At 61.6% G+C, this 24,868-nt stretch carries 16 protein-coding genes; 3 read left to right on the plus strand and 13 right to left on the minus strand.

Annotated elements, in window-relative coordinates; translation table 11 throughout:
- Window positions 1-16: 16 nt before the first annotated feature.
- Complete coding sequence (locus tag QE444_RS01765) at window positions 17-1,411, minus strand: glycosyltransferase family 1 protein (RefSeq protein ID WP_309737222.1); 1,395 nt, start codon at window positions 1,409-1,411, stop codon at window positions 17-19.
- A gap of 377 nt (window positions 1,412-1,788) precedes the next feature.
- Here QE444_RS01765 and QE444_RS01770 point away from each other — a divergent pair, with 377 nt between their 5' ends.
- Window positions 1,789-2,964 (plus strand): glycosyltransferase family 1 protein, encoded by a 1,176-nt coding sequence (locus QE444_RS01770; protein ID WP_309737223.1) that lies wholly within the window; start codon window positions 1,789-1,791, stop codon window positions 2,962-2,964.
- Window positions 2,965-2,980: 16 nt separating this feature from the next.
- Here QE444_RS01770 and QE444_RS01775 read toward each other — a convergent pair whose 3' ends face one another.
- Window positions 2,981-3,928 carry a hypothetical protein gene (locus QE444_RS01775; RefSeq protein WP_309737224.1) on the minus strand — a complete coding sequence of 316 codons (948 nt, stop codon included), beginning with the start codon at window positions 3,926-3,928 and terminating at the stop codon, window positions 2,981-2,983.
- Window positions 3,929-3,973: 45 nt separating this feature from the next.
- Complete coding sequence (locus QE444_RS01780) at window positions 3,974-5,365, minus strand: MBOAT family O-acyltransferase (RefSeq protein ID WP_309737225.1); 1,392 nt, start codon at window positions 5,363-5,365, stop codon at window positions 3,974-3,976.
- Between the two features lie 157 nt (window positions 5,366-5,522).
- Here QE444_RS01780 and QE444_RS01785 point away from each other — a divergent pair, with 157 nt between their 5' ends.
- Window positions 5,523-6,641, plus strand: coding sequence for a glycosyltransferase (locus tag QE444_RS01785; RefSeq protein ID WP_309737226.1), 1,119 nt, complete (start codon window positions 5,523-5,525; stop codon window positions 6,639-6,641).
- Between the two features lie 29 nt (window positions 6,642-6,670).
- Here QE444_RS01785 and QE444_RS01790 read toward each other — a convergent pair whose 3' ends face one another.
- From QE444_RS01790 to QE444_RS01815, 6 genes are all read right to left on the minus strand, one after another.
- Complete coding sequence (locus tag QE444_RS01790) at window positions 6,671-8,752, minus strand: DUF6311 domain-containing protein (protein WP_309737227.1); 2,082 nt, start codon at window positions 8,750-8,752, stop codon at window positions 6,671-6,673.
- A gap of 306 nt (window positions 8,753-9,058) precedes the next feature.
- Window positions 9,059-9,397: a hypothetical protein gene (locus QE444_RS01795; protein ID WP_064309143.1), complete on the minus strand. Its 339-nt coding sequence runs from the start codon at window positions 9,395-9,397 to the stop codon at window positions 9,059-9,061.
- Entirely contained in the window at window positions 9,394-10,317 is a 924-nt protein-coding gene (locus QE444_RS01800; protein ID WP_183632408.1) for a glycosyltransferase family 2 protein, read from the minus strand. The genes QE444_RS01795 and QE444_RS01800 overlap by 4 nt, the downstream gene beginning before the upstream one ends.
- A 146-nt stretch (window positions 10,318-10,463) precedes the next feature.
- Window positions 10,464-12,113, minus strand: a complete 1,650-nt coding sequence (locus tag QE444_RS01805; RefSeq protein ID WP_309737228.1) for a DUF6311 domain-containing protein — start codon at window positions 12,111-12,113, stop codon at window positions 10,464-10,466.
- Between the two features lie 42 nt (window positions 12,114-12,155).
- Window positions 12,156-14,747 (minus strand): glycosyltransferase, encoded by a 2,592-nt coding sequence (locus QE444_RS01810; protein ID WP_309737229.1) that lies wholly within the window; start codon window positions 14,745-14,747, stop codon window positions 12,156-12,158.
- A 653-nt stretch (window positions 14,748-15,400) separates the two neighbouring features.
- Window positions 15,401-16,750, minus strand: a complete 1,350-nt coding sequence (locus tag QE444_RS01815; RefSeq protein WP_309737230.1) for a methionine biosynthesis protein MetW — start codon at window positions 16,748-16,750, stop codon at window positions 15,401-15,403.
- A 328-nt stretch (window positions 16,751-17,078) separates the two neighbouring features.
- On the opposite strand from QE444_RS01815, the gene QE444_RS01820 reads away from it, so the two are divergent.
- Window positions 17,079-18,569 carry a cellulase family glycosylhydrolase gene (locus QE444_RS01820; RefSeq protein WP_309737231.1) on the plus strand — a complete coding sequence of 497 codons (1,491 nt, stop codon included), beginning with the start codon at window positions 17,079-17,081 and terminating at the stop codon, window positions 18,567-18,569.
- A 33-nt stretch (window positions 18,570-18,602) separates the two neighbouring features.
- Here the strand turns inward: QE444_RS01820 and QE444_RS01825 are convergent, their stop codons facing one another.
- From QE444_RS01825 to QE444_RS01840, 4 genes are all read right to left on the minus strand, one after another.
- Window positions 18,603-19,943 carry an IS4 family transposase gene (locus QE444_RS01825; protein ID WP_263259874.1) on the minus strand — a complete coding sequence of 447 codons (1,341 nt, stop codon included), beginning with the start codon at window positions 19,941-19,943 and terminating at the stop codon, window positions 18,603-18,605.
- Window positions 19,944-20,578: 635 nt separating this feature from the next.
- The gene (locus tag QE444_RS01830) at window positions 20,579-22,216 is read right to left on the minus strand and encodes a DUF4214 domain-containing protein (RefSeq protein WP_309737232.1); all 1,638 of its coding nucleotides are present in this window, start codon (window positions 22,214-22,216) and stop codon (window positions 20,579-20,581) included.
- 652 nt (window positions 22,217-22,868) lie between these two features.
- On the minus strand, window positions 22,869-24,074 hold the full coding sequence (locus QE444_RS01835) for an ABC transporter ATP-binding protein (protein ID WP_309737233.1): 1,206 nt from the start codon (window positions 24,072-24,074) through the stop codon (window positions 22,869-22,871).
- Window positions 24,075-24,086: 12 nt separating this feature from the next.
- Window positions 24,087-24,866, minus strand: coding sequence for an ABC transporter permease (locus QE444_RS01840; protein ID WP_309737234.1), 780 nt, complete (start codon window positions 24,864-24,866; stop codon window positions 24,087-24,089).
- Window positions 24,867-24,868: the final 2 nt, after the last annotated feature.

The following is a 24,868-nucleotide window of genomic DNA, read 5'->3' on the forward strand; positions in this document are numbered from 1 at the left end:
GACCGGGACCAGAGCCTTAAGACTGCCTTATATCCGGGGGCTCGACGGCATCGCTGGCAGGCAGATGGCGCTGCTGCAGGATGCCCTGACGGGCGCGCTCCACCAGTTGCAGCGAGGCCTCGCGCCAACCGACCCAGGCCCAGTCCTGCAGCGGACGTACGGACGGGAAGCTGCCTTCGGCTTCGTAGCGCTCCACCTGAGCGGCCAGGGACGCCGGATCCTGCAGCTGGAAATAGGCCATGAAATCCCCACCTACCTCGCGGAACACGGGGATGTCGCTGGCCATGGCCGGCAGGCCGCGCTGCATGGCTTCCACCAGCGGCAGACCAAAACCCTCCACAAAGGAGGGGAATACCAGGGCCCGGGCATTGGCATAGGCGTATTCCAGGCTGGTGTCGTTGGCGCCGTTGAACATGAACAGCCGGCGCTTGTATTCCGGATGGGTCTTGATGCGTTCGATCAGCGCCTCGGTCTTCCAGCCCACCTTGCCGATGATGCACAGGCGCACATTGGCGCCCCTGGCCCAGAGCAGGTCGAAGGCGTCGAGCAGATAGGCGTGGTTCTTGCGCGGCTCGATGGTGCTGACCATCAGGTACACCGGGGTCTTGCCGTCGAACAGACGCTTGACCTCCGGATCGCAGGCGGCGCCGCTGCCATTCAGGTCGAGTTCCGAGCCCAGCTGGAAGTAGCCGTGCCACTGGCGCTCAGCCGCAGCGCCGCGGCGCCGGCGCAGTTCCGCCTCGACTTCCTGGCTGATGGTCTGGGAAATGGCCATGAAGCCGTCCGCGGTGCGGGCGATCCAGTCGAACCACTCATCGAAGACCTTGACCAGGTGGTTGTCGCAGAACTGCGGATGGGTGAGCGGGATCAGGTCGTACATCACCGAGACGATGCCCACGCCACGCGCCTTGAGCGATTCGGCGAGCTTGAAGAAATCGGCATGCCAGGAGGAATCCAGCAGCACCAGCTGGTCACCGGGCTCGATGTCCAGAGGGGTGGCACGCTCGGGCTCTTCACCCGCCTGGTAGTCCTGCTCGCGCAGGATGTTCAGCGGCCACTGGATGACCTGGCTGGTCGCCCGGCACGGCCAGTACCACAGCCGGCGCAGCAGCAGGGAGCGGTCAGCGTACGGCAGCTTCTGCTCGACGCGGTCGTGCCAGCGCCAGAAGCGGTCCTGCAGGCGATCCAGGCGGCCGATCCACTGCCGGCGACGGATCCGGCCTTCGTCGACCTCCAGCGGCTCCAGGCTGTTCACCCGGTAGAGCTGATCGTGCTTCATCATGACCGGAATGCACTCGACCGAGGGCTCCAGGTGCGGCAGCTGCTTGATGACGTTACGCACCACCCGCTGGATACCGGAGTTGTCGGAAGGGTGTTCGTAGACGTAGGTGCATTCGATCAGTAGACGCATGGCAACTCGCAAATCCTCGCTAGACCCGGGCAGGCCTGCCAGAGAAGGGCCGATGGAAGGCCGAAATGAAGGAGCGCCAACCGGAAAACTGCGGGGGCCGGCGTCTGGATCCGTAGGGACAAAATTGGCGGGCGATTATAAGGCCCAGGGCACACAGCGCCCAGCCCGGTCGTCTCGGCAACGTCAGGGCCGGTCATAAAACTGCTACCAGACGTGGACTAATCGTGGTCAGCCCGGATAATGCGTGCCTTTGCGCCAGGGACGCGGCGATCGCGACGTCCCCGACGTATCCGGACCACCACGCCTCTGGCGGGCATTCCCTGACGACCCGCGTGCGTGTCTTTGACGGGTGCTTCAACCTCAGCTGTCGAGCGAACATGAAGGTCTTCGTTTCCATCAATGTGCTCAAGCCGCCGATGACCGGCATTGGGCGCTACACCCTCCATCTGCTGGAAGAGTTGCTGGCCGATCCGGCGGTGGAAGACGTGAAGGGCTTTGGCGACGAAGGTTTTCTGGATCGCGAGGCCTTGCGGCAGAAGGTAAGCGCGCTGGGGCAGGCACTGCCGCCCTCCTCCATGCATCGCGGCCTGGGGAAATTGCGGCGCTGGCTGGGGCACCGCCCCTGGCTGCGCCGCCTCTATCGTCATCGTCTCAACAGCCGCTTCCTGCAGGGCAAGGCACAGCTCGAGGGCTACGTCTACTGGGAGCCGGGCTATTACATGCTGCCGCTCAACGGGCCCAGCGTCGCCACGCTCTATGACCTGTCGCACATCCGTCACCCCGAGCTGCATCCGCCGGCGCGGATCGAGGAGATGCGCCGGCTCATCCCCGATACGCTGGCTCGCGCCACCCGCCTCATCACCATCTCGGACTTCACCCGCCGGGAGTTGCTTGCAGAACTGAAACCTACCCAGCCGATCGACCTGGTCAGCCCGGGCGTTTCGCGTGGCTATGCCGAGGTGTCCCCCGAGCAGCGCCAGGCCTGTCGCCAGGCCTACGACCTGCCGGAACACTTCACGCTCTCGGTCGCCACGCTCGAACCGCGCAAGAATCTGGCGGAGCTGCTGAAGGCATTCGCGCTGCTGCCCCAGTCGCTGCGCCAGCGGTTTCCCCTGGTACTGGCCGGTGCCCCCGGCTGGGACAGCGCGGAGTTGCAGCAGCTGATCGAACAGCTCAGCGCGGCCCATGAGCTTCGCTACCTGGGTTATGTGGATCAAAGGCACATGCCTGCGCTCTATGCCAATGCCACCGTGCTGGTCTATCCCTCGCTGTACGAGGGCTATGGCATGCCCGTGGCCGAAGCCATGGCCACCGGTTGCCCGGTGATCACCTCGAATGTCAGCTCCATGCCGGAGGTGGCGGGCGATGCCGCCCTGCTGATCGATCCGCGCGACCTCGGTGCTATCGCCGGCGCCTTGCAGCAGGTACTGGAATCCGCTGAGCTTCGCGCGCGCCTGGCAGCGGCCGGGCGCCAGCGCACCGCCGACATGCACTGGGCCGCACGAGCGGCAGCCCTGCGAGAGAGCCTGATCGCCGCACAACGGATGGCTTGAGTCCCGGAAAAAAACGCTAGCGCGGCGCCTGGCATCGCTCGAACAAGGCCGGACTCAGCAGACTGGCCAACCGCTGGGTATGCTCCAGTCGCGTCTCCGCGGTGAGATGGTAGTTGGTGTCGAAGAACGCCTCGGCCGGGTACATGAAGGCCAGGGGTTCGCCCACATAGATGAGGCCATGTCGAGCAGCGGCCTCGGGAAGCCCCTGGTAGAAGGTCCGCTCGACGGGATCCTGGTGATAGGACTCGCGGTCGAGCATGGCCGGCGGCACGAAGACAGCGCAGCCGCCAGCGGCATGGACTTCATTGGCGAAGGCCTGCCACAGCGCCCAGCTGCCGTTAAAGGCCCCGGCCTGGGCACCGTAGTGCTGCACGGCGGAATCCCGGGCACCGGCGAAAAGTGCCTCACTGCGCTGTTCGCGGGCGCTTACCAACTGGTCGCCGTTGGCATCCAGATGATGGGCACCGTACAGGCCAGCGACCTGGAAGCCGGCCGGCACCCCCCGGTAACCCTGCACGACGCGCAGCAGCGGCGTTTCCGCCAGCAGGCGCGCCAGCCTGAGCGGATTCAGGCCATAGGTCACCGGATGGCTCAGCCAGTATTCGAGAAAGACCTGATTGACCTCGAATCTGTCGTGGTACAGCGGATACTCCAGCGGCAGCAGCACCCAGTCCCCTGGCTTGACGGCCTGACGCGCATAGATCAGCAGGTAGGGACTGAGAATGCCAGCGTTCACCCCCAGATTGATCACCGGCCGCTGCAGGGCCTGCGCGAGAGTGGGCGAATGGATGCCGAACATGGCGCCAGAGCCGGCCACGACGACCACCTTGGGCTGTTTGATCGCCTCGGCCTGGGCCAGCTTCTGCCCATAGGCGCCCTCCACCCAGAGGTTGTTGACGAAGGGCTTGCCCAGTTGCCCGACGACCAGAGCGATCCAGCCCAGTGCAAACAGACAGGCTCCCACCAAGAGTCCAGTTAGAAAGCGTCCTGACTTTGAGCGCATGGGGACCTAGAAATTGAAGTAGAGGAACGCCCGATCCGGACGGGCCAACATGGCTTTCATGACCAGCAGCGCAAGCACGGCGGTCAGGACGCCACGCCAGAAAGGCGAAAGGCGCAGCACCAGCTTCAGGCTGTAGGGCAGCCAGGCGCACAGCGCCAGCAGCAGCGGAACCACCAGCCAGAGTCCCTGTTGCAGGTGCAACGAGGCCACTTCATGCAGCAGCGTATTGAAGCCTGGTAGCGCGGGAGCCTGCCAACTCCTCAGTTCGCCGAACATGCGCAGGGCGTGGCCGAGATCGACCGCGCGGAAGGGGATCCAGGCCAGCATCACCACCAGCAGCGTCAGCGCCCAGGCCAGCGGTGCGGGCAGCCGCCAAGAAGACAGGCGCAGCCAGCCGTGGTTGAGGCAGAGCAAGGCGCCGTGGATGCCGCCCCAGAGCACGAATTGCCAGCCGGCGCCGTGCCAGAGGCCACCCAGCAGCATGGTGATCAGCAGGTTGCCGTACTGGCGGAAGGCGCCGTGACGGCTGCCGCCCAGGGGGATGTAGAGATAGTCACGCAGAAAGCGGGACAGCGAGATGTGCCACCGGCGCCAGAAGTCGACGATGGACAGGCTGCGGTAGGGCGAGCGGAAGTTGATCGGCAGTCGGATACCGAACACCAGGCCCAGGCCGATCGCCATGTCCGCATAGCCGGAGAAATCGAAATAGAGCTGCAGGCCGTAGCCGAAGGCGGCAAGCAACACCTGGGGGGCGCTCAGGGACTCCTGCAGATAGAGCGCATCGACGCCCGGCGCCAGGCTGTCGGCCACCAGCACCTTCTTGGCCAGGCCGAAGACGAACAAGGTAAAACCCAGCTTCCAGGCCCAGGGACGTTCCGCGAAGCCCCGTTCGATCTGCGGAATTAGGCTGCTGGGGCGGCAGATGGGACCAGCGATCAGGTGCGGAAAGAAACTCACGCACAGCAGAAACGCCCGGAAGTCGCCTGGTCGCTGCAGTCGGCCGCGATAGAGATCGACCTGCCAGGCAATCTGCTGAAAGGTATAGAAGGAAATGGCCAGCGGCAGGATGAACTGGCCGGGCAGGCCGACGCCGAACATGCCGGCGAAGAAGCCCAGGTACTTGTAGTAGCCCAGGAGCCCCAGGTTGAACACCAGGGCCGCCGTCAGCCAGCCCTTGCTGCGCAGCCGCCATACCTGAAGGCCCAAGGCGTAGTTCGCGCCCATGGACAACCAGAGCAGCAGCAGAAAGCGCCAGTCCCAGACCGCGTAAAACACCCAGGACGCCAGACTCAGGAAGACCGCGGTGGTCGCCCAGTCGGCGCGCTTGCGCAGCACCCAGAAGCCCAGCAGGGTCAGCGGCAGAAACAGCAGCAGGAAGGCAAAGGAGCTGAAGATCATCGGCAAAAATACGCTGGATCGCTGAAAATGGCTGCCGCAGAGGCGCAGCCGCTGGATCTTTCGGCCGGCACTCTAGCACGAAGCCCGCGCCTTGCAGCCTCAAGCCCGCCTAGGGCCCATGCTAGAATCCCGACCTTTTGCAGGCCGCTCCCAGCCCATGCGTATCCTTCACGTATTCAAGACCTATCTGCCGGATACCCATGGCGGCATCGAGCAGGTGATACGCCAGATGTGCGGCGCGACGCGCACGCTGGGGGTGAGCAATCGGATCCTGACCCTGAGCGAACAGCCCTCCCCTGAATGCATCGAGGTCGAGGGCATTCCGGTGCAGCGGGTGCGCCAGGACGCCAATATCGCCTCTACCGGTCTGTCCCGCGCGGCCTTCGGCGCTTTCGCCCGGGCGGCGCGCGACAGCGACGTCATCCACTATCACTTCCCCTGGCCGTTCATGGACGTGCTGCAACTGGCGGTGCGGCCGGGCAAGCCCTATGTGGTCAGCTACCACTCGGATATCGTCAAGCAACGCCATCTGCTGCAACTCTATCGCCCCCTGCAACGCCACTTCCTGAGTCGCGCCAGCCGGATCATCGTGGCCACCGAGCCCTATAGACGCAGCAGCCAGGAGTTGCGCGGCCTGGAGGCGCACACCGAGGTCATTCCGTACGGTCTCGACGAAGCCAGCTATCCGGCGCCGTCTCAGCCTTGCCTCGCACAGTGGCGCCAGCGCCTGGGTCCGCGCTTCCTGCTCTTCGTCGGCGTGCTGCGCTACTACAAGGGTCTGCACCTGCTGCTCGACGCCCTGGCCGGCCTGGACCTGCCGCTGGCCATCGTCGGCGACGGACCGGAACGGGCCGCGCTGGAAGCCCAGGCCCACCGCCTCGGCCTGCGCAACTGCCACTTCCTCGGACGCCTGCCGGAAGAAGACGTGGCGGCGCTCTACAGCCTCGCCGAGACCTTTGTCTTTCCGTCGCACCTGCGTTCGGAAGCCTTCGGCATGGCCCTGCTGGAAGCGGCCATGTACGGCAAGCCGCTGATCAGCTGCGCCATCGGATCGGGCATGAGCGAGATCAACCGGCACGAGCAGACCGGCCTCGATGTGGCGCCCACCGCTGCAGCGATCCGGGAAGCCCTGCTGCGGCTCTGGCAGGCGCCGGAAGAGCGGGCACGTTTCGGCGCTGCCGCGCGTGCCCATTTCGAGCGGCACTTCCAGGCAAATCAGCTGGGTGAGCGGCTGTATGCCGTCTATCGCCAGCTGGCGCCTGGCACCGCTGGCTAGCGCGGTGCCGAGGCTGGCGAAGCACCCCTCTAGCGGCGTTCGCCAGTCTTGGGAACAGGCGCGCCCAGCGGCGCCCCGCCGGCGTTGATCCCCTGCTCGACCGCTCGCTCGATCTGCAGATCTTCCATGCCCATGCCCAGTACCCGACCATCGGTGCTCAGGCCCGCATCACGCGGCGAGAGGGCATCGGGCAACTCGATCGTCAGCGTCGTGGTTGCCTGACCCTCGGCCACCGGCCAGGACAGCGACACCTCGCCATTCTGTTGCGCCTGCACTTCCCTGATCGTCTGGCCGTCGGCTTTGAAGATCAGCCGCTGGGTCGGCACCTTCGGGGTCAGGAAAACCCGATAACGCAGCGTCGCCCGAGTAGTGGCGCCCTGGTTGTGCACCAGCAGGGTGGCCACCCGCCCATCATTCCAGATGCCGAAGTCTTCGGGCATCGACCAGCCGCTGATCAGCAGGTAACCGGCCTTGGACGCGGCCGCCGGCGCGAGCCGTTCGCAGCCCTGGCATCCCTTAAGACCAGGCGCCAGGACGTTCAGGCCATCGATCTTGAACAACTGGTCATTGGGCTTGGGCCGGACGAAGTCGAGGATGTCGCTCTTCAGGACGTACACCGTGTCGTCGTCATAGCGCGCGGACGACAAGGCTTGCAGCGTCTTGAGGTTCAGGCTGTCCTGCTTGCTCACGCTCGGGCGGGCCAGCATCGCGGAATCGGTCATCAGTCCCTGCCGACTCGCGACAAAGGCCAGGGCCAGGCGGTCAGCCGCATCGTTGGTGAAGGGCACATAGCGCAGCTTGGCGTAGTGACCGAGCTCGTGGCTCCAGAACTCGTTGCGCAGCGCCGCGGTGACATCCGGCGAATTGAAGAAGTAGAAATTCTCGCGCTTGAAGCCCTTGCTGATATCGCCCGCCTGAACGACCAGAGCGACCGCCAGAACCGCCAGGGCGACCGCTCTGGCGCGGTACCTGACCGTCAGATAAACCAGGCCGATCACGGCCAGATAGGTAAGCGGCCAATAGAAGCGCGACGAGCCACGGAAGGTGGACAAGGCATCCAGCAGTTTGCCGGGCAGCGGCACTATCAGATGATGATCGAACAACTGGATGTTGTTGGTCGTGGCAATCAGGAAAAAGGTTATCGCTGCGATCAGCACACTGAGCGAAGTGGCCGTAACGGTAAAACGTCCGAAGCTGCGATAGAGGCTCTTGAGATTGAACAGGACCAACAAGAGGACGCCTAATCCCCAGTAGTTGACGGTTTCGAAGTTGCCCAGCCCGAGATAGACGTGATCGAACACATAGGACCAGCCATCCGAAATCAGCGGTGACAGTAGATTCGCGTTGTAGGCGCCATAACCGCCGGCAACGGATACATCATCGACGGTGAAATAACCGGTGGTGTACATCAGTACATAGGCGCCAATCGCCGCAGCCAGGGCTTCCAGCACCGCGGGTCCATAGGCGGTTACCTTGGTCACGACGCGGGAGAATAGATTCGCGCCCCAGAGGATCATCACGATCATCGCCAGGTAGAAGTGCGTGAGGCAGGCGACCGCGATGAGCAGGCACCACTTCACGGCCAGATGACGCCGGTCGCGCAGCAAACAGAGATAGATGGCGAACAGGATCAGGAAGTGGCCCATCAGATTGATATGGCCGATCCGATGGATCCAGGCCGGATTCAGCAGCACCAGGGCCGCCGCTAGGGACCTGATCAGATAGCTGTCGGAGTAGAGCCCGACGATCTTCCAGGTTGCGACCGCACTGAGGATGCAGCAGGCCAGCAACCAGAGGCCGAAATACTGGAAACCCGCTGGCAGCAGCGGTGACAACAACTTGAACCCCAGGGCCAGCAGCGGATTGGAATCGGAAAAGACGATCGAGCTACTGATTTCCAGACCGTAGTAGGGATTCAGCCCCACGACGGGAAAGGTCCAGGGCGCCTTGCGGAAGAAGTCCCAGCCCAGGTAAGCCTGCAGAATATCGCCATGGCTCAACCACTCGACATGGGTCGGGTTGAGCATGTTCACGTCGAAGACGACAGCAAAGAAGATCACGCCGATCAGTATCGGAATGCCATAACTCGCTGCCCGTAGTTGCTTGTTCACTGATCCATTGCCCTTATTGCTCCACGTTGCGTCCTGAGACTTTGCCGGACCAGGCTTTCAGGCCTTGTCCAGTGGGCATTCGCAGAATGCCGGCCTGATGGGTAGCCGTGCATGATCCCTGAATACGAGACAGGGAGATACCGAGGCAATCACACGGGCAGCGCCTGCAAGACGCTATTGGCGACTAGCTATCTGTTAGCGGAAAAGAGGCAGGCCGTGCTTTTCGAGCGACCAGCGTCCTGTTATAGCGAGAGACGTTGCAGAGGGCTCGCCAAGCACCGGAAAGACCCGGTACCTGGCGCGTGGCTATTTGAGCAGCAGGAACATACCGCCAATGATCGCCAGCAGACCCAGACTCTTGGTCAGGGTGATCGGCTCGGCGAAGAACAGGTAGCCGACCATGTAGACCAGGATGAAGGTGCAGGCGGCCATGAAGGGCGCCACCACCGACAACTCATTGACCGCATAGATGCGTACGGTCAGGACGAAGCTGAGTCCGTAGAGTCCCACCGCCAGGATCAGCATGGGATTGAACACCTGCTGGATCAGCGAGGCCGGGACGCCTCCGCGCCCCGCCAGCTTGATGGAGAACTGGGCGCCGACGTTCAGCAGCACCGCCAGCGCGATCAAATAGGCCGCCTTCATGGCTCGCGGCGCCGTTGCGGCTTCTGGATGTAGATCGGCCGGGCCTTGATCTCGTGATAGATCTTGCTGACGTAGTGACCCATGATCCCAAGGCTGGTCATGATCGAGCCGCCCATCAGCACCAGCAGCACATTGACCGTGGTGAAGCCACCCTCGGCGGTGCCGGTGAATTTCTGCCAGAGGGTGACCAGCAGGAGCAAGAAGCCAATGCCCAGGGTCAGACAACCCAGCCAGGTCACGATCAGCAGGGGAGCGGTGGAAAAGGCGGTGACGTTGTTGATGGCGTAGCGCAGCAGGCTAAGCTTGTTCCAGCGGCTGCCTTCTCCCGCGCGCGGGGCGACCTCGAAGCCGATGGCAGTGCCTTCCATGCCCAGCCAGTTGATCAGGCCGCGGAAGAAGCGATAACGCTCTGGCAGCTTCAGATAGAGGTCGATGACTTCACGATCGATCAGCTTGAAGTCCGAATGCCCTTCGATGTCGAAGCCGGACAGCTTGCGGTAGAGCCGATAGAAGCTGCGTGCCAGCCAGGCATCCAAGGAGGAAGCGTCGTTGCGCTTGTGCTTGACCGCCTCGACGGCCAGGGCGCCATTACGCCAGGCTTCCACCATCTGCGGGATCAGCTGGGGCGGATGCTGCAGGTCGGCGTCCAGCACCACGGCAGCGGCGCCGCGGGCATTGTCCAGGCCGGCGTAGATCGCCGCTTCCTTGCCGAAGTTGCGGGTGAAGGCCACCAGGCGGACGCGCGGATCCATGGCGGCCAGCTCCTCGACCTGAGCGGCGCTGTCGTCCTTGGAGCCGTCATCCACCACGACGAGCTCGAGTTCGTGACCACAGGGTTCGGCGGCGGCCAGGATCTGTCGAAGGTTGGCGATGAGCTGACGACCTTCGTTGTAGGCGGGTACTACCAGACTGATAAGCACGAAATGTCCTGTCTTCAAAACGTGTCGTTTCGCGAACGCCTGCAATGGCACTCACGGGAAGACCGTATTATTGATGAAATGTCTTGTTTTTGAAAATAAAATCTGCATAGCCACTACCCATTTTGCAACAATACCCTATTCCAATCTCAGTCCTTGCCGGGATCAAAAAAGAGCACTCCCGCATACTTTGTCTCTTGACAATGGAAACCACTCGCCGCCTTACCCAGCCAGAGGCCGCACTGCCCCGCTGGTAAAAGATAGATATCTTCCTTTTGGAAATCGTGCGCTTCCATCTTGATCCTCAGCAATTCAGCTTGTCGCTCCTTGGCGGCAGGATCCACACGCGCAAACCAACCAAAATTCATATTTAGATCGTGCTGGGCAGCGAACTCACCAAACTGCATCCAGTAGGAAGTCATCTGATCAGGATATAGCGCGATCAAATTTCGCTTACCCATAACCGCTGCATCCCATGGATAGCCCGAAAACTCCTTGCGGTAGCTATTTTCCTGCGCAAAATGAGATACAAGAAAGCGTTGAAAAACTTGAACGTCATAGAACTGAATAACAAGTGCGCACAGGGCTATATAACGCGCACGCTTACCTGCCCACTTCCAGGCCAGCAGAAAGGCCATTAGGAAAATGACATAGTAGGCCACCCAGAAAAATCGTCCCGACGCCCTGAAGGTATTGGTCAGGGAAGATATCCACAATGGAAGGGAATATTCGAAAACGGACGTACCTGCCCATGAGACCGTATTGGACAAGGCATAGATGAAAATCCCCAGCAGCATCCAAGAAAGCGGTTCAAAAGCTGTACGCTTGAGCAACCCACCCACTTCGCGCCCCACTACGCTCGAAAATGCCGCGTAGCTGCATAGCAGCAACATTCCCAAACCGAGGTAGTTGAAGCCTTCGAGGTTATCAAGCGCGCCATTGTTGGGTCGTAAAAAGCGGGAAAACTCCTTGAAACCCGGATTCCACAAGGCAGCCAAATCCATTCGATAAATTCCAAATCCTCCTGCAGCCTGCCCTCCCTTTACTACAAAGTAGCCGATAGCCCACATGGCAAAGGCAACAGCAATGGCGGTCGCCAGCAGCGAAACAAGCAAGACGGTCCACTTTTGACGCTGCTTTAGTCCTGCATTCAAGAGTGCAGCGCCATAAATGGCAAATACCATAGCGAGCAAATATGCATGAATTGAAACGGCCAGCAGCGACACCAGCAGCCAGCGCAGAATACTGAAGATTCTATCGAAATAAAAATAAAGCGCAAGCAGGATAACCCACTGTCCAGCTAGTGCAAAGTGCCCAACCAAGCGGAAGATAAAAACAGGTGCAAAAGAAAAAAATGCACAGCATATCAACGCATAAATTGAATCCTGAGTCCAACGCAGCAATAGCTTATAGGAGACTACCGACTGAAGAATAAAACACAGGAAAATCCAGAACCCTGTGTACTGGGGTACTTCAGGAAAAACCACCGTCAGCAACTTTAGCGGAATAGCCAGAAGGGGTAGCGAATCGGTATAGACAATGGAGCTAGAAACCTCCATTCCGAAGGGATAATTCTTACCCAGCGGCCATTGCCAAAGAGGTGTATTGGAAAAAAATTGCCACCCGAGCCAGTGCTGCGCCGGATCACCGGCCATCAACCAGCTCGTATAGAGCGGATTAAGAATATGCCCCCCGGTAAAGACGAAAAAGGACACTATCCCTATCAGCACCGAACATATTCCGGCACCACGCCCCCCAGAGTGGGCCTTCAACTTTTCTAATGCGTTAGAAGAAAACATTGCCACGCCAAAAAAGATAAAAATAGTTAGATATTCTGTAGGTCATTGCGCCCCCTCGCGGCTCAACGCAGTGAAGAGACCTTTGACTCGCAGAGACACGGCCGGCCAGGCATGGCTGCGCAGCCACTCGCCCTGACGGGCGGGCCGCCCTGCGGCCAGATGCTCACGCAGCCCCTCGGCGATGGCCTGGGCATCGGTACCGGGTAGCCGGTAGACCGCCTCGTCGACGTCCTCGAAGATGTCCAGCGGCGTGCAGAGCACCGGCTTACCGGCCAGCAGGCCCCAGCGCACCGCGGCGCTGGAAGATTCCTGGGTGTGCTGATAGGGAAAGACCACCACCTCGGCCAGGCTCAGCCAGGCCAGGGATTCGCGGTCGTCCAGGAAGCGGTCGATCAGTTGCGCACGGCCTTCCAGGCCCAGCGCCGCGATCCGCTCGCGGCACTCGTCGGCCAGGGCCGCGCTTTCCGGTACCGGGTACTGGGCGTTGACGAGCAGCAGGTAGAGGGCGTCGTCCTCGGCGGCGACCTCGGCGAAGGCCTCAATCAATTGCAGGATGCCCTTGGGCGGCAGCAAGAAGCCGTAACTGGCGACGATGCGACGTCCGGTCAGGGCTTGCGCCTCGTCCGGCAGCTCCAGCGCCTGGGGCGGCGGCATCACCCCGTGGGGGAACAGCATCAGGTTGTCGGCCAGGCCGAAGTCCTTGAGGCGATTGAGGTCGTGGCTGCTGTGCACCAGCAGGCGACTGCTCTGGCGCAGCGCCAGGCGCAGTTGCCGCAGGCTGCGGTGATCGCCCGGCCGGTCGAGATCGGCGGTGGAATGGAACGTGACCAGGGTGCGGATACCGCGCCGATGCACCTCGTGCAGGAAGCGGGCGAAGGGCACCAGGCCGAAGAAGCCGAAGTTGAACTGGATCAGCAGGATGTCCACCGGCTGACGATCGAGGGCCTGCAGCAGATCGTCGAGCGAATCCTGGCCGCCCTGATCCCAGACCCGTTGTATCTCCTGCCCTTCCGGATTGATCAAGGCGACATGGCGATTGGCGAACACCTGGGTGGCCGCCAGGGGGCCGGCGATCAGTTGCTGGCTGTAGCCGGCGATACCGCAGGCGCTGTTCCAGGTGGTGACCGTGCCGACCCGGGGCTGCGGCTTGCAGGGCGGCAACGCCCTGACCCGGGCGATGGCGGCCTGGGTGCGGCGGGCAACCTGTTCCCAGGTGTAGTCCCGGCGGATCAGGCGGTCGGCCCGCAGCAGGCGCGAGCGCACCAGGGCCTGCCAGCGGCCTTCGCGGCGCGCGGCGGCGAAGTCGGCTAACAGCCGCGCCAGGTGATCGGTATCCGGCTCGGCCCACAGCGAGCCGATCAGCTGCATGTGGGTCTGGGCGCGGGTAAAGCGGTAATCGATGAGCCAGCTGGTCTCGGGCGTACAGAAATCCGTCTGGCCGCCATAGCCGGTGGTGACCACGGCGCACTCGTGCAGCATGGCCTCGGCCAGGGGCAGGCCGAAACCCTCGCCACGACTGGGCGCCACCAGCACATCGGCCCAGACGTAGAGGGCGCGTATCGCCGCCTCGGGCAGGTCGAGATTGAACAGCTCGACCGCCGGTGCCGCGGGATGCCGCGCACGCCAGGCCGCCAGGTCGGCGGCGATGTCGTGATGGGGATTGGGAAAGGTCTTGATGACCAGCACCACGTCGTCCGCCGCCGTGAAGGCGCGGGCATAGGCGTCGAGCAGGACATCGACGCCCTTGCGCGGAAAGCAGGACGAGATGTGCAGCAATTTCAGGGTCGTGGCACTGCCGGGCAGCGCGCGGCCGAGCAGCGCCGGCTCCGCCGGGGTGCGCAGGATATGATCGGCGCCAAGGCCGACGGTCACCACGGGCACGTCGACGCCATTGTCCTCCAGCACGCGGGTCACATAGGACGACATGCTGGTGACCAGCTGCAGATAGCGGTTGAAGCCGGCCACGGCCTCCACCGGCAGCAGGGATTCCTCCCAGCCATAGCAGGACAGCACCCGCACATCGCCCGCCATGTCGCTCACCCGGGGCGGATAGAGCAGGCGCAACACGGCGGCTGCCGGCTCCTCGGCGCGGGCGTGGGCGGCCGCGCTGGCCGGGTCGGCGGCGAGAAACTCGGCGGATACTGGGATGGGGCCGGGCCCCTCGGTCGCCCGCAGCGCCACGCTGGCGCCGATGGCGGCGAAGCCCCGGGCCAGTTCGCGGTTGACCACCGCCAGGCTGTAGCTGCTGTCGAACGGACCTTCCACACGGATATCGACTGCACTTCTGTAAGGTGGCGGCAGCACAACGTTGTGAACTGTCATCCACGTTAGAAGCCATTGGTAAAAGCCTTCCGCCGTCCAGCGCCGCGCCTGAGCGTCGCCACGGTGCTGGACCTCATAGCGCAATCCTGGATTGTCCATCAGGCGTTGCAGGACAGCGGCCGTGTGCGCTGGTGCGGTCGCCGCCAGCGGCCAATAGCCGTCGCCGAGGATTTCGCGCCCTGCCGCGCTCTGGGCATTGCCCACCAGCGGAATGCCCAGCGCCAGCAGGCGCAGCAGCCAGGCCGGATCGGGCGCGGGCTCCAAACTGAACGCCAGGTCCACCGCGGGCAGCGGTTCCTCGGCGCGCAGCACTGTTAGCTCAATATGATCCAACGCAGCGACACCAGCTAGAAAATCAGCGCGGTGCAAGGGTTGCTCATCGCCATAAACACACAGACGCCAGGACGCACCCAACGGTTGTGCCAATTGCAGCAGACCGTTGACCGCCTCCTCATGCTGCAACTCGGCGACGTGCACGAGGACAGTGAAGGGGCGCGGCCGGTCCAGATCTGCCGGCGGCGGAACGGGAGGCAACTGCCAGGAGGGATAATCGATGCGGGAAACAGGAACGGTGACATCTCGGGCATAGAGCGCTTCGAGCAAATGGGGCTCGCGACTCAGGAGCCCGCGGATCATAGGGCGCCGACGGATGAGCTCCGACAAGGCTGCGGGCTCCGCCTCGGGACCTGGCAAGAGCAGTACGTGGCCGTCGCAACGCGCCAAATGCCGTTCGTGCTCGGCCTGCGGTTGACCATGCACCAACAGAAGCTCGTCTGCCCCGCCTAGGGCGCAATCGGTAAGCGGTCGCACCTGCTCCTTCCATTGCTCGGGAGGTTCGTCGGCATAGAGATCGGCGACAAGTCCAGCACGGCGCGCGGTATCACGCAGTTCAAGCAGATATGCCCAACCGTAGACGCCCGTCAGCGGTCCCACGATCCACTGGTGGAAAGCAGTGACGGCCCGCTTCATGGCGTCTCAGCTCTAATGGCCGAAACTGCATAGTGCTGCCAGTTAAGCGGCGGAATTTGCGGGACGTCTTGTAACAGCGCGGCTTGTGCAGGGCGCTGAATGGCAACTTGGGCAAAACCCTTGTGGCGGCAGAGAAACTCCAGCAAGGGTGCCGGAGACGGCCGCTGTCGCGTTGGATCCAGCCAGAAAGCGCAAGCACTGGACGCATGGGCGGGATCAAGGGCCTGCAACAACAGTAGACCGCCAGGCGCGAGCGCGCGCAGTGCCTCGTCGAGCAAACTGGACAACTGCGCCAAGTCCAGACGATCCACCAGCTCGAACGCACACAGGGCGCCCAGACTGCCCGTCGGTTGCTCGCTCAACCACCTCAACGCATCGCCGTGTTCTATTGTGAGCCCCTTGGCGGACGCCTGGGCCACCAGCTCAGTGTCGGCCTCAACCCCACGCCGCTCGATCACCTGAGGCAGGCTGGCCAACCAGAGGCCATTGCCGCAGCCCAACTCGACCAGAGGCAATCCCTGGCCCAAGGCTGGGCATTCCTCGATTAGAGGCAGATAGAAACCCAGCAATCCACGCAGCGCCTCATCGTCCAAGGCAAAGTGCTCACGAAGCTTCCGCTCCAACGCCAGGGGTATGCCAAGGGCCGCACTCTGGGGCGCCAGGGGCGTTGCCGGGGCGGCTTCCAGCAGGCTTAGTCGTGTGCGCAGCTCCTGCTCACCACGGTCCAGCTGTCGCTGGGCCTGGACCAATTGTGCGTCCACCCGGACCAGTTCGCGCTCAAGCTCGCCCAGGCGCGGTTCGGGCGCCTGATCCTGCAGCACCTGCCAGCGCTGCTGATGCCACTCCAGTAGGTTGCTCTGCTGCTGCAGCAGGATCGCCTGCAAGGCCAGCTGGTTCTGCCAGCGGTAGTAGCGGGCATTGTCGCGCTGCTGCCGCCCCGGCAGACCGGCAACCTCCAGCATGAGCCCCAGCAGTCGGCCGATCACCGGCACCCGGCGCAGCTTGCGCTTGAGCAGCGCACGGCGCAGCCCCGGCGCGGCGGCGCCATGGCGTTGTCCTTCCGGGCTGAGGTGGATGGCCGCCAGCAGATCGAAACGATCCTCGCCGCCGCGCAGCCGGGTCAGGTAGTGGGACAGCCGCTCCGGCTCGATGGGATGCCCGGTCAGGTAGTGATAGGCCGCGCGCACCAGGGCCTCGTCGTCCAGCTCCTGCAGGGCCTCCCAGGTGGGCTCGGCCGGCGCCGCGGCCGGCTGCAGCGCCTGGGTGCGCTGGCGAATGTCGGCGATCAGGTTGGCGAGGTGATCGTCGAGACGGGAAAGATCCAGGTCGGGGCCAGGGGTAGACATCGCGGGGCGCTCGGTCGGACAGGAGGGAGGCGATGGCCAGGCCATCGCGAGAAAACGGCAAGGATACCCGCTCGAGCGCTCTGGATGAATGTCTCCGCCCGTTCCCAGCGCCGACACCTCGTCGGCTCCTTGGTGATCGGGGGTCAAGAAAAGCGGGGCCTGGCCGAATCAGCGAGGAGAGACGAATCGATTGAGCCCTGGCACAGGATTTGAAGCTGGGCCGGTAAGCGTCAAGAAAGCGCCAAATCTTGGCTGAGGACAGTCGCCAGAATTTTGTAGTTGGCAGGCCGGGCAGGAGCCCGGCGGCAGCACCTATCCCGGTACCCTCATGACCCTTCGCAAAACCCTGGCCGCTCTGGGCGGCATCCTGACCCTGGGCGCCCTGCTGGGCACCGCCGCCCCCGCGCGTGCCGTGGAGCTGGTCGGCCTCAACCTTTCCGGCGCCGGCTTCGCCAGCCAGGTGCTGCCGGGCCTGAACGAGCGCAATTACATCTTTCCGGTGGAGGCCTACTTCCAGCAGTGGAGCGCGCGCGGCGTCAAGCTGGTCCGCTTCCCGATCATCTGGGAACGCCTGCAACCCAGCCTGGGCGGCGCCTTCGATCCGACCTATGCCGGCCTGATTGATCGCACCTTCCTCTATGCGCAGAACCACGGCATCAAGATCATCCTGGATCTGCACAACTACATGAGATACCGCGGCACGGTAATTGGTACCGGCAGCGTCGGCTACAACCACTATCAGGATGTGCTGACCCGCATCGCCCAGCGCTGGAGCAGCCAGGCGTCGCTGTATGGCTACGACATCATGAACGAGCCCCACGACGCCACCGCCCAGTGGCCCGTGGCCGCCCAGTACGGCATCAACGGCGTGCGCAGCGTGGACAACGTGCGGCCGATCTTCATCGAGGGCAACGGCTGGGCCGAGGCCACCCGCTGGCCGCAGTGGAACGACTCCCTGCTCGCCCTGCGCGATCCGGCCAACAACCTGATCTTCGAAGCCCACACCTATTTCGACGGTGACGGCGGTGGCGGCAACTATTCCAACACCAGCGCCGCCGCCTATGCGGACGACTATGGCGTGCAGCGGGTTCGGCCCTTCGTGGAATGGCTGAAAAAGAACGGCAAGCGCGGCTTCATCGGCGAATTCGGCATACCGGATAGCGATCCGCGCTGGAACGTGATCATGGACAACATGCTCGCCTACCTGAAGCAGAACTGCATCCCTGCCACCTATTGGGCGGCCGGTCCGGGCTGGGCCAACTACAACATGTCGGTGGAGCCGGTGAACGGCCAGACCCGCCCGCAGTGGCCGACCCTGGCCAAGTACCTGGATGGCAGCAGCTGCAGCAATTTCGGTCCCAATGTGGGTGGCGGCACCAGCACTGGCGCGACCAATACACCCAATGGCGCTCCGGTCACCGTGACCAACGCTCATTTGCAGGCCATCCAGCAGCTGTATCTGGGCTACATGGGTCGAGCGGCCGATCAAGCGGGGCTCAACTATTGGTCCAACGCCATTGCCTCGGGCCGTGCCAGCGTGGAGGGTATCGCTGCCAGCTTTACCGAAAGCCAGGAATACCGGAGCCAGTACGAAGGGTTGCCGGCCGATGCACTGGTGAGCAAGATCTATCGCAACGTTCTCGGGCGCGAAGCCGAACCTGCAGGCAAGGCCTACTGGGTCAACGAACTGGTGTCGGGCAAGATTTCGCCGCGCACCATAGTGCTGGCGATGATCTATGGCATGAGCAGTGCTGACCGACAGAACTTTGCCAGCAAGACCACCGCAGCCTTCCGGCAGATTGGCATGAACAACCTCTAATACATTCGCTGCTGAAAAAGGGCGGCCAATGGCCTAATGCCGGTCAGTTAAGCTGACTGGCATTTTTTTTCTGGTCGGATACTTCGAGGGCTTGGCCTTGATGACTCTCGGATAGGCCCGGTAATCGCGCCTATGCGGTAGAACGAAGTGCGGTGCCAAGGCGTGCAGTTCGGCCATATCACGTGGGATGTTGCCAGGGCTATTCAACGAAAGGCTCAGCAGGAATTTCAGGATGGCCCAGCTGCAGGCGGAGAAGCTCATCTCGCAGGGATGAACTCCCGGGCACTGGCGACTCATCTGTACCATCTGATAACGCAGTAGGTTGTATCCCAGCAGTAGCCCCCATAGCTCCTGCGCCACCATGTCGGGCGTTTTGCTGCGTAGCGTGTAACGGCCATCGAGTAGACCCTGCTTGATCTCACGATAGCCGAGCTCGATTTCCCAGCGGTGGCTGTAGAGATCGACGATCTCATCGGAGACGAAACGCCCAGGGTCCGTCATGGAAGTAAGGATCTGGCGCCGCTTGCCCTTGACGGTCTTGCTCAGCAGTCGCGCCTGCAAGGTGTCCGGCAAGCCGGGCCATTGTCGGCGGGCCTGCGGCGAAGTTCGAAGGCTGACAATCGCATCCTGCTTGCCCAGTGAGCGTATCACCTCGTATTGGGCGTCTTTGCGCAGTGGCAATAGCCAGTGCCGTTCGTTACCGGTTCGCTGCCAGCGATGTAGCAGACCTAAAGAGTAAAAGCCCTTGTCGAACAACGTCAGCGAATGGTCGGGGGTGCCCTCGATCAATTGCTCGGCCAGCTTCATTTCATTGCTGGCATAAGCGTCGAAGGCGCTGCTTACCAGCAAATGGCTGGTCAGTTCCATCTGGCACACCATGCGGATCTGGGGAAATCCTCCATCACCGTACTGATTGATCGCCGAGCCGTAGCGCTCGCGATTTTCGAGCGTGTCCGGAGCGCGCCAGACCACGCCGTCCACACCGAGCAAGCGCAGCCCCTGCCAGCCTGGATGTTCGGCCGTCTCATGCCAGCGCTGTTGGGTCAGTTGAAACACCTCCCGTACAGCGTCGCTTCCCAATCGCTGACGGCCTTGCACCACCGCGCTGGGCGCTACCAATGGCTTCTGACCGGGCAGCATGATGTCCAGTTGGTTGACCACATCCCAGGCCGACAGGCGACGAAACAGGGCCAGGCCGATGACGCACCAGAGCATGGATTCCAGCGGCAGCCTGCGTTTGCGTAGGGTAGCGACTCCGGCCGTTTCCAGGGCGGTCTTGACCAGCTCAGGATCGAGCAGTTCGCCCAGGGCCTCCAGTGTCTGTGTGGCCGAAGAGAGCTCGCGAGTCATTTCCAAGGCTTGAGCAATACGCATAAAAAATCCGGTGCTTGAGGAATCAAGCACCGGATTCTGTGCGACGACAGTCAGGCGTCAAGGTGAAGCTCTTAACTGACTGGCATTAGCCAATGGCCGTCCTTTTTTATTGAAAGGCTCTTTGCTAGATCAGGAGCTCTGCTGCCACATCAAGGTCAGCGAACAAACACACAGTGAAGCGTTTGCCAGGTCAATGTAATCGGTACATTGATCACCACTAGACTAGGGATGCAAGGCCACAGGTCAGTCTACCAGTCGCTATGGATCCTTACCCCGGGGCGGATTAGCCGGACACGGAATAATTAGCGTATGAATCGGGATACCAATGTCGGTTGATTTGTACAGCAGACGTGGAAGCCGAAGGTGAATAGATACGCGACTTAAGGTAGACACTAGCTGCAACAGGACATGTGGCTTGGTAGCAGCGAAGACCGCTAAGGCTAGCCGGTGGCGGTGGCAGCACAGATTGCTTGTAAAGCCACAGCAATGACTAATCGACTGAAGCTCGCGATAGAAAAACGTAGAAAAGCAAACCGTAAAAACTATAAAACCAATAGCCAAAAGCCTTACAGGCACAAAATTTAAAGCAAAAAAACGGGAAGCCGAAGCTTCCCGTCTTATAACACTGACGCTTATTAGGCGAAGGCAGTGGCGGTCAGGCCAGTCACGCCAGTCAGTTCCACGACGCTGTCACCAACGCCGAAGGCACCAGCACTGGCTTTGTCGGCATACACATAGGTGTTGCCATTGAACTCGAAGTGGATGGTGTTCAGCTGAGCAGGAGTAGCACCGCCAGTCTGAGCATTGCTAGCGCTGTTCATCAGAGCAGCAGCAGCATCGAGCTTGGCAGCCAGGGTGGTAGCGTTATTGAAGGTAACCAGCTGAGCATTCGGGGTACCAGTGGTGCCCTGAGATACGTTGGCCAGATTGTAGTAGCTAGTAGCGGTAGCGCCGGTCGCAGCGTGGAAGATATCGCCTTCCGCAGCGTTGAAGCCGGAAACAGTTACCAGACCAGCGCTCAGCTGGCCAGCCTTGGCGGCATCGGAACCAGCGTAGTACTGGATGTTATTGCCAGTACCCAGGAACAGATCGTCTTGACCTGCACCCAGAGTAACCTGAGCGCCGTGGTTGCCAGCAGCCTGAGTGAAAGTAGCGAAGTTCAGGGTGACGTCATCATTGCCAGCGCCAACGTTGATCTGTACGGCTGCGTCCTTGACGGTAGCAGTCACAGCGTCGTTACCAGCACCGGTGTTAACAGCGATGGCCTTGGCTTGTACAGCAGGCGTGGTAACCACACCGTTGCTGGTAACGGCAGCAGTGTAGGTGCCAGTGGCAACAGTGATGGTGTCATCACCCGAACCAGTGGTGATGCTGGTCAGAGCGGTGGCAGTGGTAGCGTTGAAGGTCAGGTCAACGTTGCTACCGGAAGCGTCCAAAGTGGCCAGCTTGCTGGTAGTCGGAGCAGTCAGCGTCAGGGTGACGTTGTCGTTAGCTTCGTCAGTGGAGCTGGTGGTCAGGTTGAGTTTCAGGCTGGTCAGATTAGCTGCGTCAGCGAAGTCAACGGCTACAGCGGTCGATGCAGTGGTGCCATAGGCATGCGCAACGGTAGCGTCGGTCAGCTTGCTGCCGTTGATGTCCACGGCAGTCAGAGCGGCCTGAGTTGCCGGCACGGTCACGGTGGCACTGGCTTTGTCGAAGGCATTGAAGGTGATAGCGCCGCCAGTAGTGGCAGTGTAGCCCAGGTTGGCAGCAGCAGCGGTGAAAGCAGCCTGGTAAGAGGCGGAAGCTGCCGGCGGGTTAGCGCCTTGCTGCTCAGCAACGGCAACAGCCACTGCAGCAGTGTAAGGGGCCTTCAGATCAGCAAAGTTGGTGCCGGTAGCGGAACCGAAGGTGCTGGTCAGTTGATCAGCAAAAGCGGATTTCGCGTTGACGACCGCACGGTCGTTAGCCGAAGCAGCTTCCAGGAAAGCCTGGATCAGGTTTTCCTTGGGAGTGTTGGCGGAGGTGAAGGTCCAGTAGCCCACTTCGTCAGCGGAAGCGGTACGGCCGAACAGGTTCTGATAGATCTGGGTGACGGTAGCCTGACGATCCAGGCTGCCATAGACAGAGGTGTACTCGGTCTGTTGAGCGAAGCTGGCACGGATGTCGTTCAGGGTGACGGTGCTATTGGCGGCGTTGGAAGTGTTCAGCCAGTAGTTCAGACCAGCCTGGTCAGCCGGACGACCGAAGTAACCAATGTACAGCTCTTGAATCTGAGCAGAAGTAACAGCCATTTCCTTGCATCTCCTAAGATTTGTCGAATTCGACTTCAGGCCTTCCGTCAGTGGAAGGGTGCCCGTCGGCCCCGGCCTGTCGCCTCACCCCAACTGCTGGGGCGAAGCCCCCATGATGGGTTTCTGTTCGATGAGCACTTTGCAAAGAGGTTCACACACCAGGTGTGCAGCCTGTCTTGCAAGTGACGGCATCGGCGGCAATCGTACACAGAGATTTATGACAGTCACAAGGTTTTCTTCAGACCCGTTCACGCTTTGGAAATAGCTTTTCCTGATTGCGTGACCGCCGGGGTCGACAGATGGCAAAAAGCCTGTTCATGCTGGCTAAAGATTCAAACGTGCTGGTATATGGGTAGCAATTGTCTGTCATTGGTGACAAACGCCTGATATTTGTCAGGGTTTTGACACGCCACTGATCACTGATGAGGGTTTGACGCAGACCATTTGGTTCGTATTTTTGACCGTTAAGAATTCAGACGGTTATCCAACGGGCTCCAATGGTCGTACCAAGCAGCGGACGAACGGTCGCTTAACTTAAGGTCATCCGCTCGTAAAAGCCTCAATCTCGGGCAAAAGCTGGCAAAATGCCGCTATCAGCGCCTCTATGAGAGGCGCTGCTCAAAGATAGGATCTACAGGAAGGTAAGGCGGCGTCAGGCGCCTACGGGGTGCTGCAGGGGGACCAGCTTGGCTTCCAGGTCACACACGCCAGCAAAGGGCGAACCGAGGATGCCGGCCACCTCGAAGCTTAGGTAGTTGTCGCACCAGTGATAGCACTTCTCGGTGTGCTCCAGCCCGTCGTGGAGCGACAGGGAAAGGGTGTACTTGCCCGGCGAGAGATGCATGGGGAACTGGTAGCGAAAGGTACGGCGCTCACCGGCTTCGATGGTGAGGGGCACGTCGAGCAGGTAGCTATTTGTGCCATAGAGATCCTGGCCAAAGCGGTCGCGGATCATCATGCCCAGCGTGAAGTTGGCCAGGCTGCGATTGCCCAGGACCTCCACATCGAGAATGGCGGTATCGCCACTGGGCATGAGGGTGGTGAGAGAGCGCTGCCCCGTCAGACTGGCCGAGGCGATGCGGATCTCGCCGGTGCCATAGCCTTCCTTGGATTCCTCCAAGTCTTCATAGATCTCGTCTTCACTGGTGCCCAACAGCTGGTAGTAGCGGTTCACCGCCAGCTCGGGTATGTCGTCCGCTACGATATTGCCTTCGTGTAGTACCAGGCAGCGGTCGCAGAGCATCTTCATGGCATTGAGGTCATGGGAGACGAAGATGATGGAGCCACCCGAGGCGCGGAAGGCCTTGATGCGCCTCATGCATTTCTGCTGGAAGTGGCCATCGCCCACCGACAAGGCCTCATCGACCAGGAAGATGTCCGGATCGGCATGGATGGCGATGGAAAAGGCCAGGCGCATGACCATGCCGGAGGAATAGGTGCGGATGGGCTCATCGATGAAGCGGCCCAGCTCGGAGAACTCGACGATGGCGTCGCGCTTGGCTTCGATCTCTTCACGGGTCATGCCCAGCAGCAGGCCGTTGCCAAGGATGTTCTGCACCCCGGTAAGGTTACCGTCGAAGCCGGTACCCAGTTCGAGCAGGCCGGTCACTCTGCCTTCTATATGGATCTCGCCACCATCGGGCAGGAGCACCCCATTGAGGATCTTGAGCAGGGTCGACTTGCCGGCACCGTTGCGGCCGAGGATACCCAGCGTCTCGCCCTTGCGCACCTCGAAACTGATGTCGTGCAAGGCCACATGACGGGTGTGGTAGCTGCGGCGAAAAAGGATTTCCTTCAAGCGCAACGCAGGACGGCTGTAGAGCTTGAATTCCTTGCGGACATGGGCAACGCGGAGCATGACAAAGGCCTACTAGATGAAGTCGCGGATGTCGCGTTCGAGCTTGCGACCGAGCAGGATGCCGAGCACCAGTAGAAGGGCACTGACCAGGAGCAGCGTGCCGAGCGCCGTCAGATCCGGCCGGCTGGCCTGGATGAGTACGGCGCGGTAGGCCTCGACGATATAGTAGAAGGGATTGGCAGCGAACCAGGCATGCCAGCGCTCGGGCATGATGGTGATGACATAGACCACCGGGGTTAGCCAGAACCACAGCTGCATGACCACGCCGACGATCTGGCCGATGTCGCGCAGAAAGACGCTGAGGATGGCGAAGATCAGCCCGAGTGCATAGGCCAGAAGTTGCTGGCAGAGAAAGATCACCGGCCACCAGAGCACGGTGGCGGGGAAATGGAAGCCGATGATCGCCAGGAAGGCGACGAAGAAGCCCATGGAGATGGCATAGAGCACCGTCTCGCTGAGCAGGATGTACAGCGGCAGCGACCAGAGCGATAGCCGGACCTTGCCTAGCAGATGAGCCTTCTCGTGGAACACCTGGGTGATGCGGGTCAGGGTGTTGGAGAAGCAGTTCCAGGCGAGCAGCCCGGTAACCAGGTAAACGCTGTAGCTGTACTGGCCGAGGGACTGCATCCCCATGGCATCCAGCCGCATGCCCATGATGTTGGAGAACACCAGGGTGAAGATGAGGATGTTGACCAGCGGCAGGATGAAGGTCCAGGCCGCGCCGAGTACCGACGCGGAATGGCGATCGATCAGGTCCTGCCGGGTGAAGTTGAGGATCAGCGAGTAGTTCATGG

The sequence above is a fragment of the Pseudomonas sp. SORGH_AS_0199 genome (assembly GCF_031453735.1).
GTDB classification, from domain to species: domain Bacteria; phylum Pseudomonadota; class Gammaproteobacteria; order Pseudomonadales; family Pseudomonadaceae; genus Chryseomonas; species Chryseomonas aestiva.

Excerpts from the sequence above, each read along its gene's own strand:
- QE444_RS01830 (WP_309737232.1), bottom strand. The coding sequence starts at position 22,216 with ATGGCTGTTACTTCTGCTCAGATTCAAGAGCTGTACATTGGTTACTTC.
- QE444_RS01835 (WP_309737233.1), bottom strand. The coding sequence starts at position 24,074 with ATGCTCCGCGTTGCCCATGTCCGCAAGGAATTCAAGCTCTACAGCCGT.
- QE444_RS01805 (WP_309737228.1), bottom strand. The coding sequence starts at position 12,113 with ATGTTTTCTTCTAACGCATTAGAAAAGTTGAAGGCCCACTCTGGGGGG.
- QE444_RS01785 (WP_309737226.1), top strand. The coding sequence starts at position 5,523 with ATGCGTATCCTTCACGTATTCAAGACCTATCTGCCGGATACCCATGGC.
- QE444_RS01795 (WP_064309143.1), bottom strand. The coding sequence starts at position 9,397 with ATGAAGGCGGCCTATTTGATCGCGCTGGCGGTGCTGCTGAACGTCGGC.
- QE444_RS01840 (WP_309737234.1), bottom strand. The coding sequence starts at position 24,866 with ATGAACTACTCGCTGATCCTCAACTTCACCCGGCAGGACCTGATCGAT.
- QE444_RS01815 (WP_309737230.1), bottom strand. The coding sequence starts at position 16,750 with ATGTCTACCCCTGGCCCCGACCTGGATCTTTCCCGTCTCGACGATCAC.
- QE444_RS01780 (WP_309737225.1), bottom strand. The coding sequence starts at position 5,365 with ATGATCTTCAGCTCCTTTGCCTTCCTGCTGCTGTTTCTGCCGCTGACC.
- QE444_RS01820 (WP_309737231.1), top strand. The coding sequence starts at position 17,079 with ATGACCCTTCGCAAAACCCTGGCCGCTCTGGGCGGCATCCTGACCCTG.
- QE444_RS01770 (WP_309737223.1), top strand. The coding sequence starts at position 1,789 with ATGAAGGTCTTCGTTTCCATCAATGTGCTCAAGCCGCCGATGACCGGC.
- QE444_RS01765 (WP_309737222.1), bottom strand. The coding sequence starts at position 1,411 with ATGCGTCTACTGATCGAATGCACCTACGTCTACGAACACCCTTCCGAC.
- QE444_RS01825 (WP_263259874.1), bottom strand. The coding sequence starts at position 19,943 with ATGCGTATTGCTCAAGCCTTGGAAATGACTCGCGAGCTCTCTTCGGCC.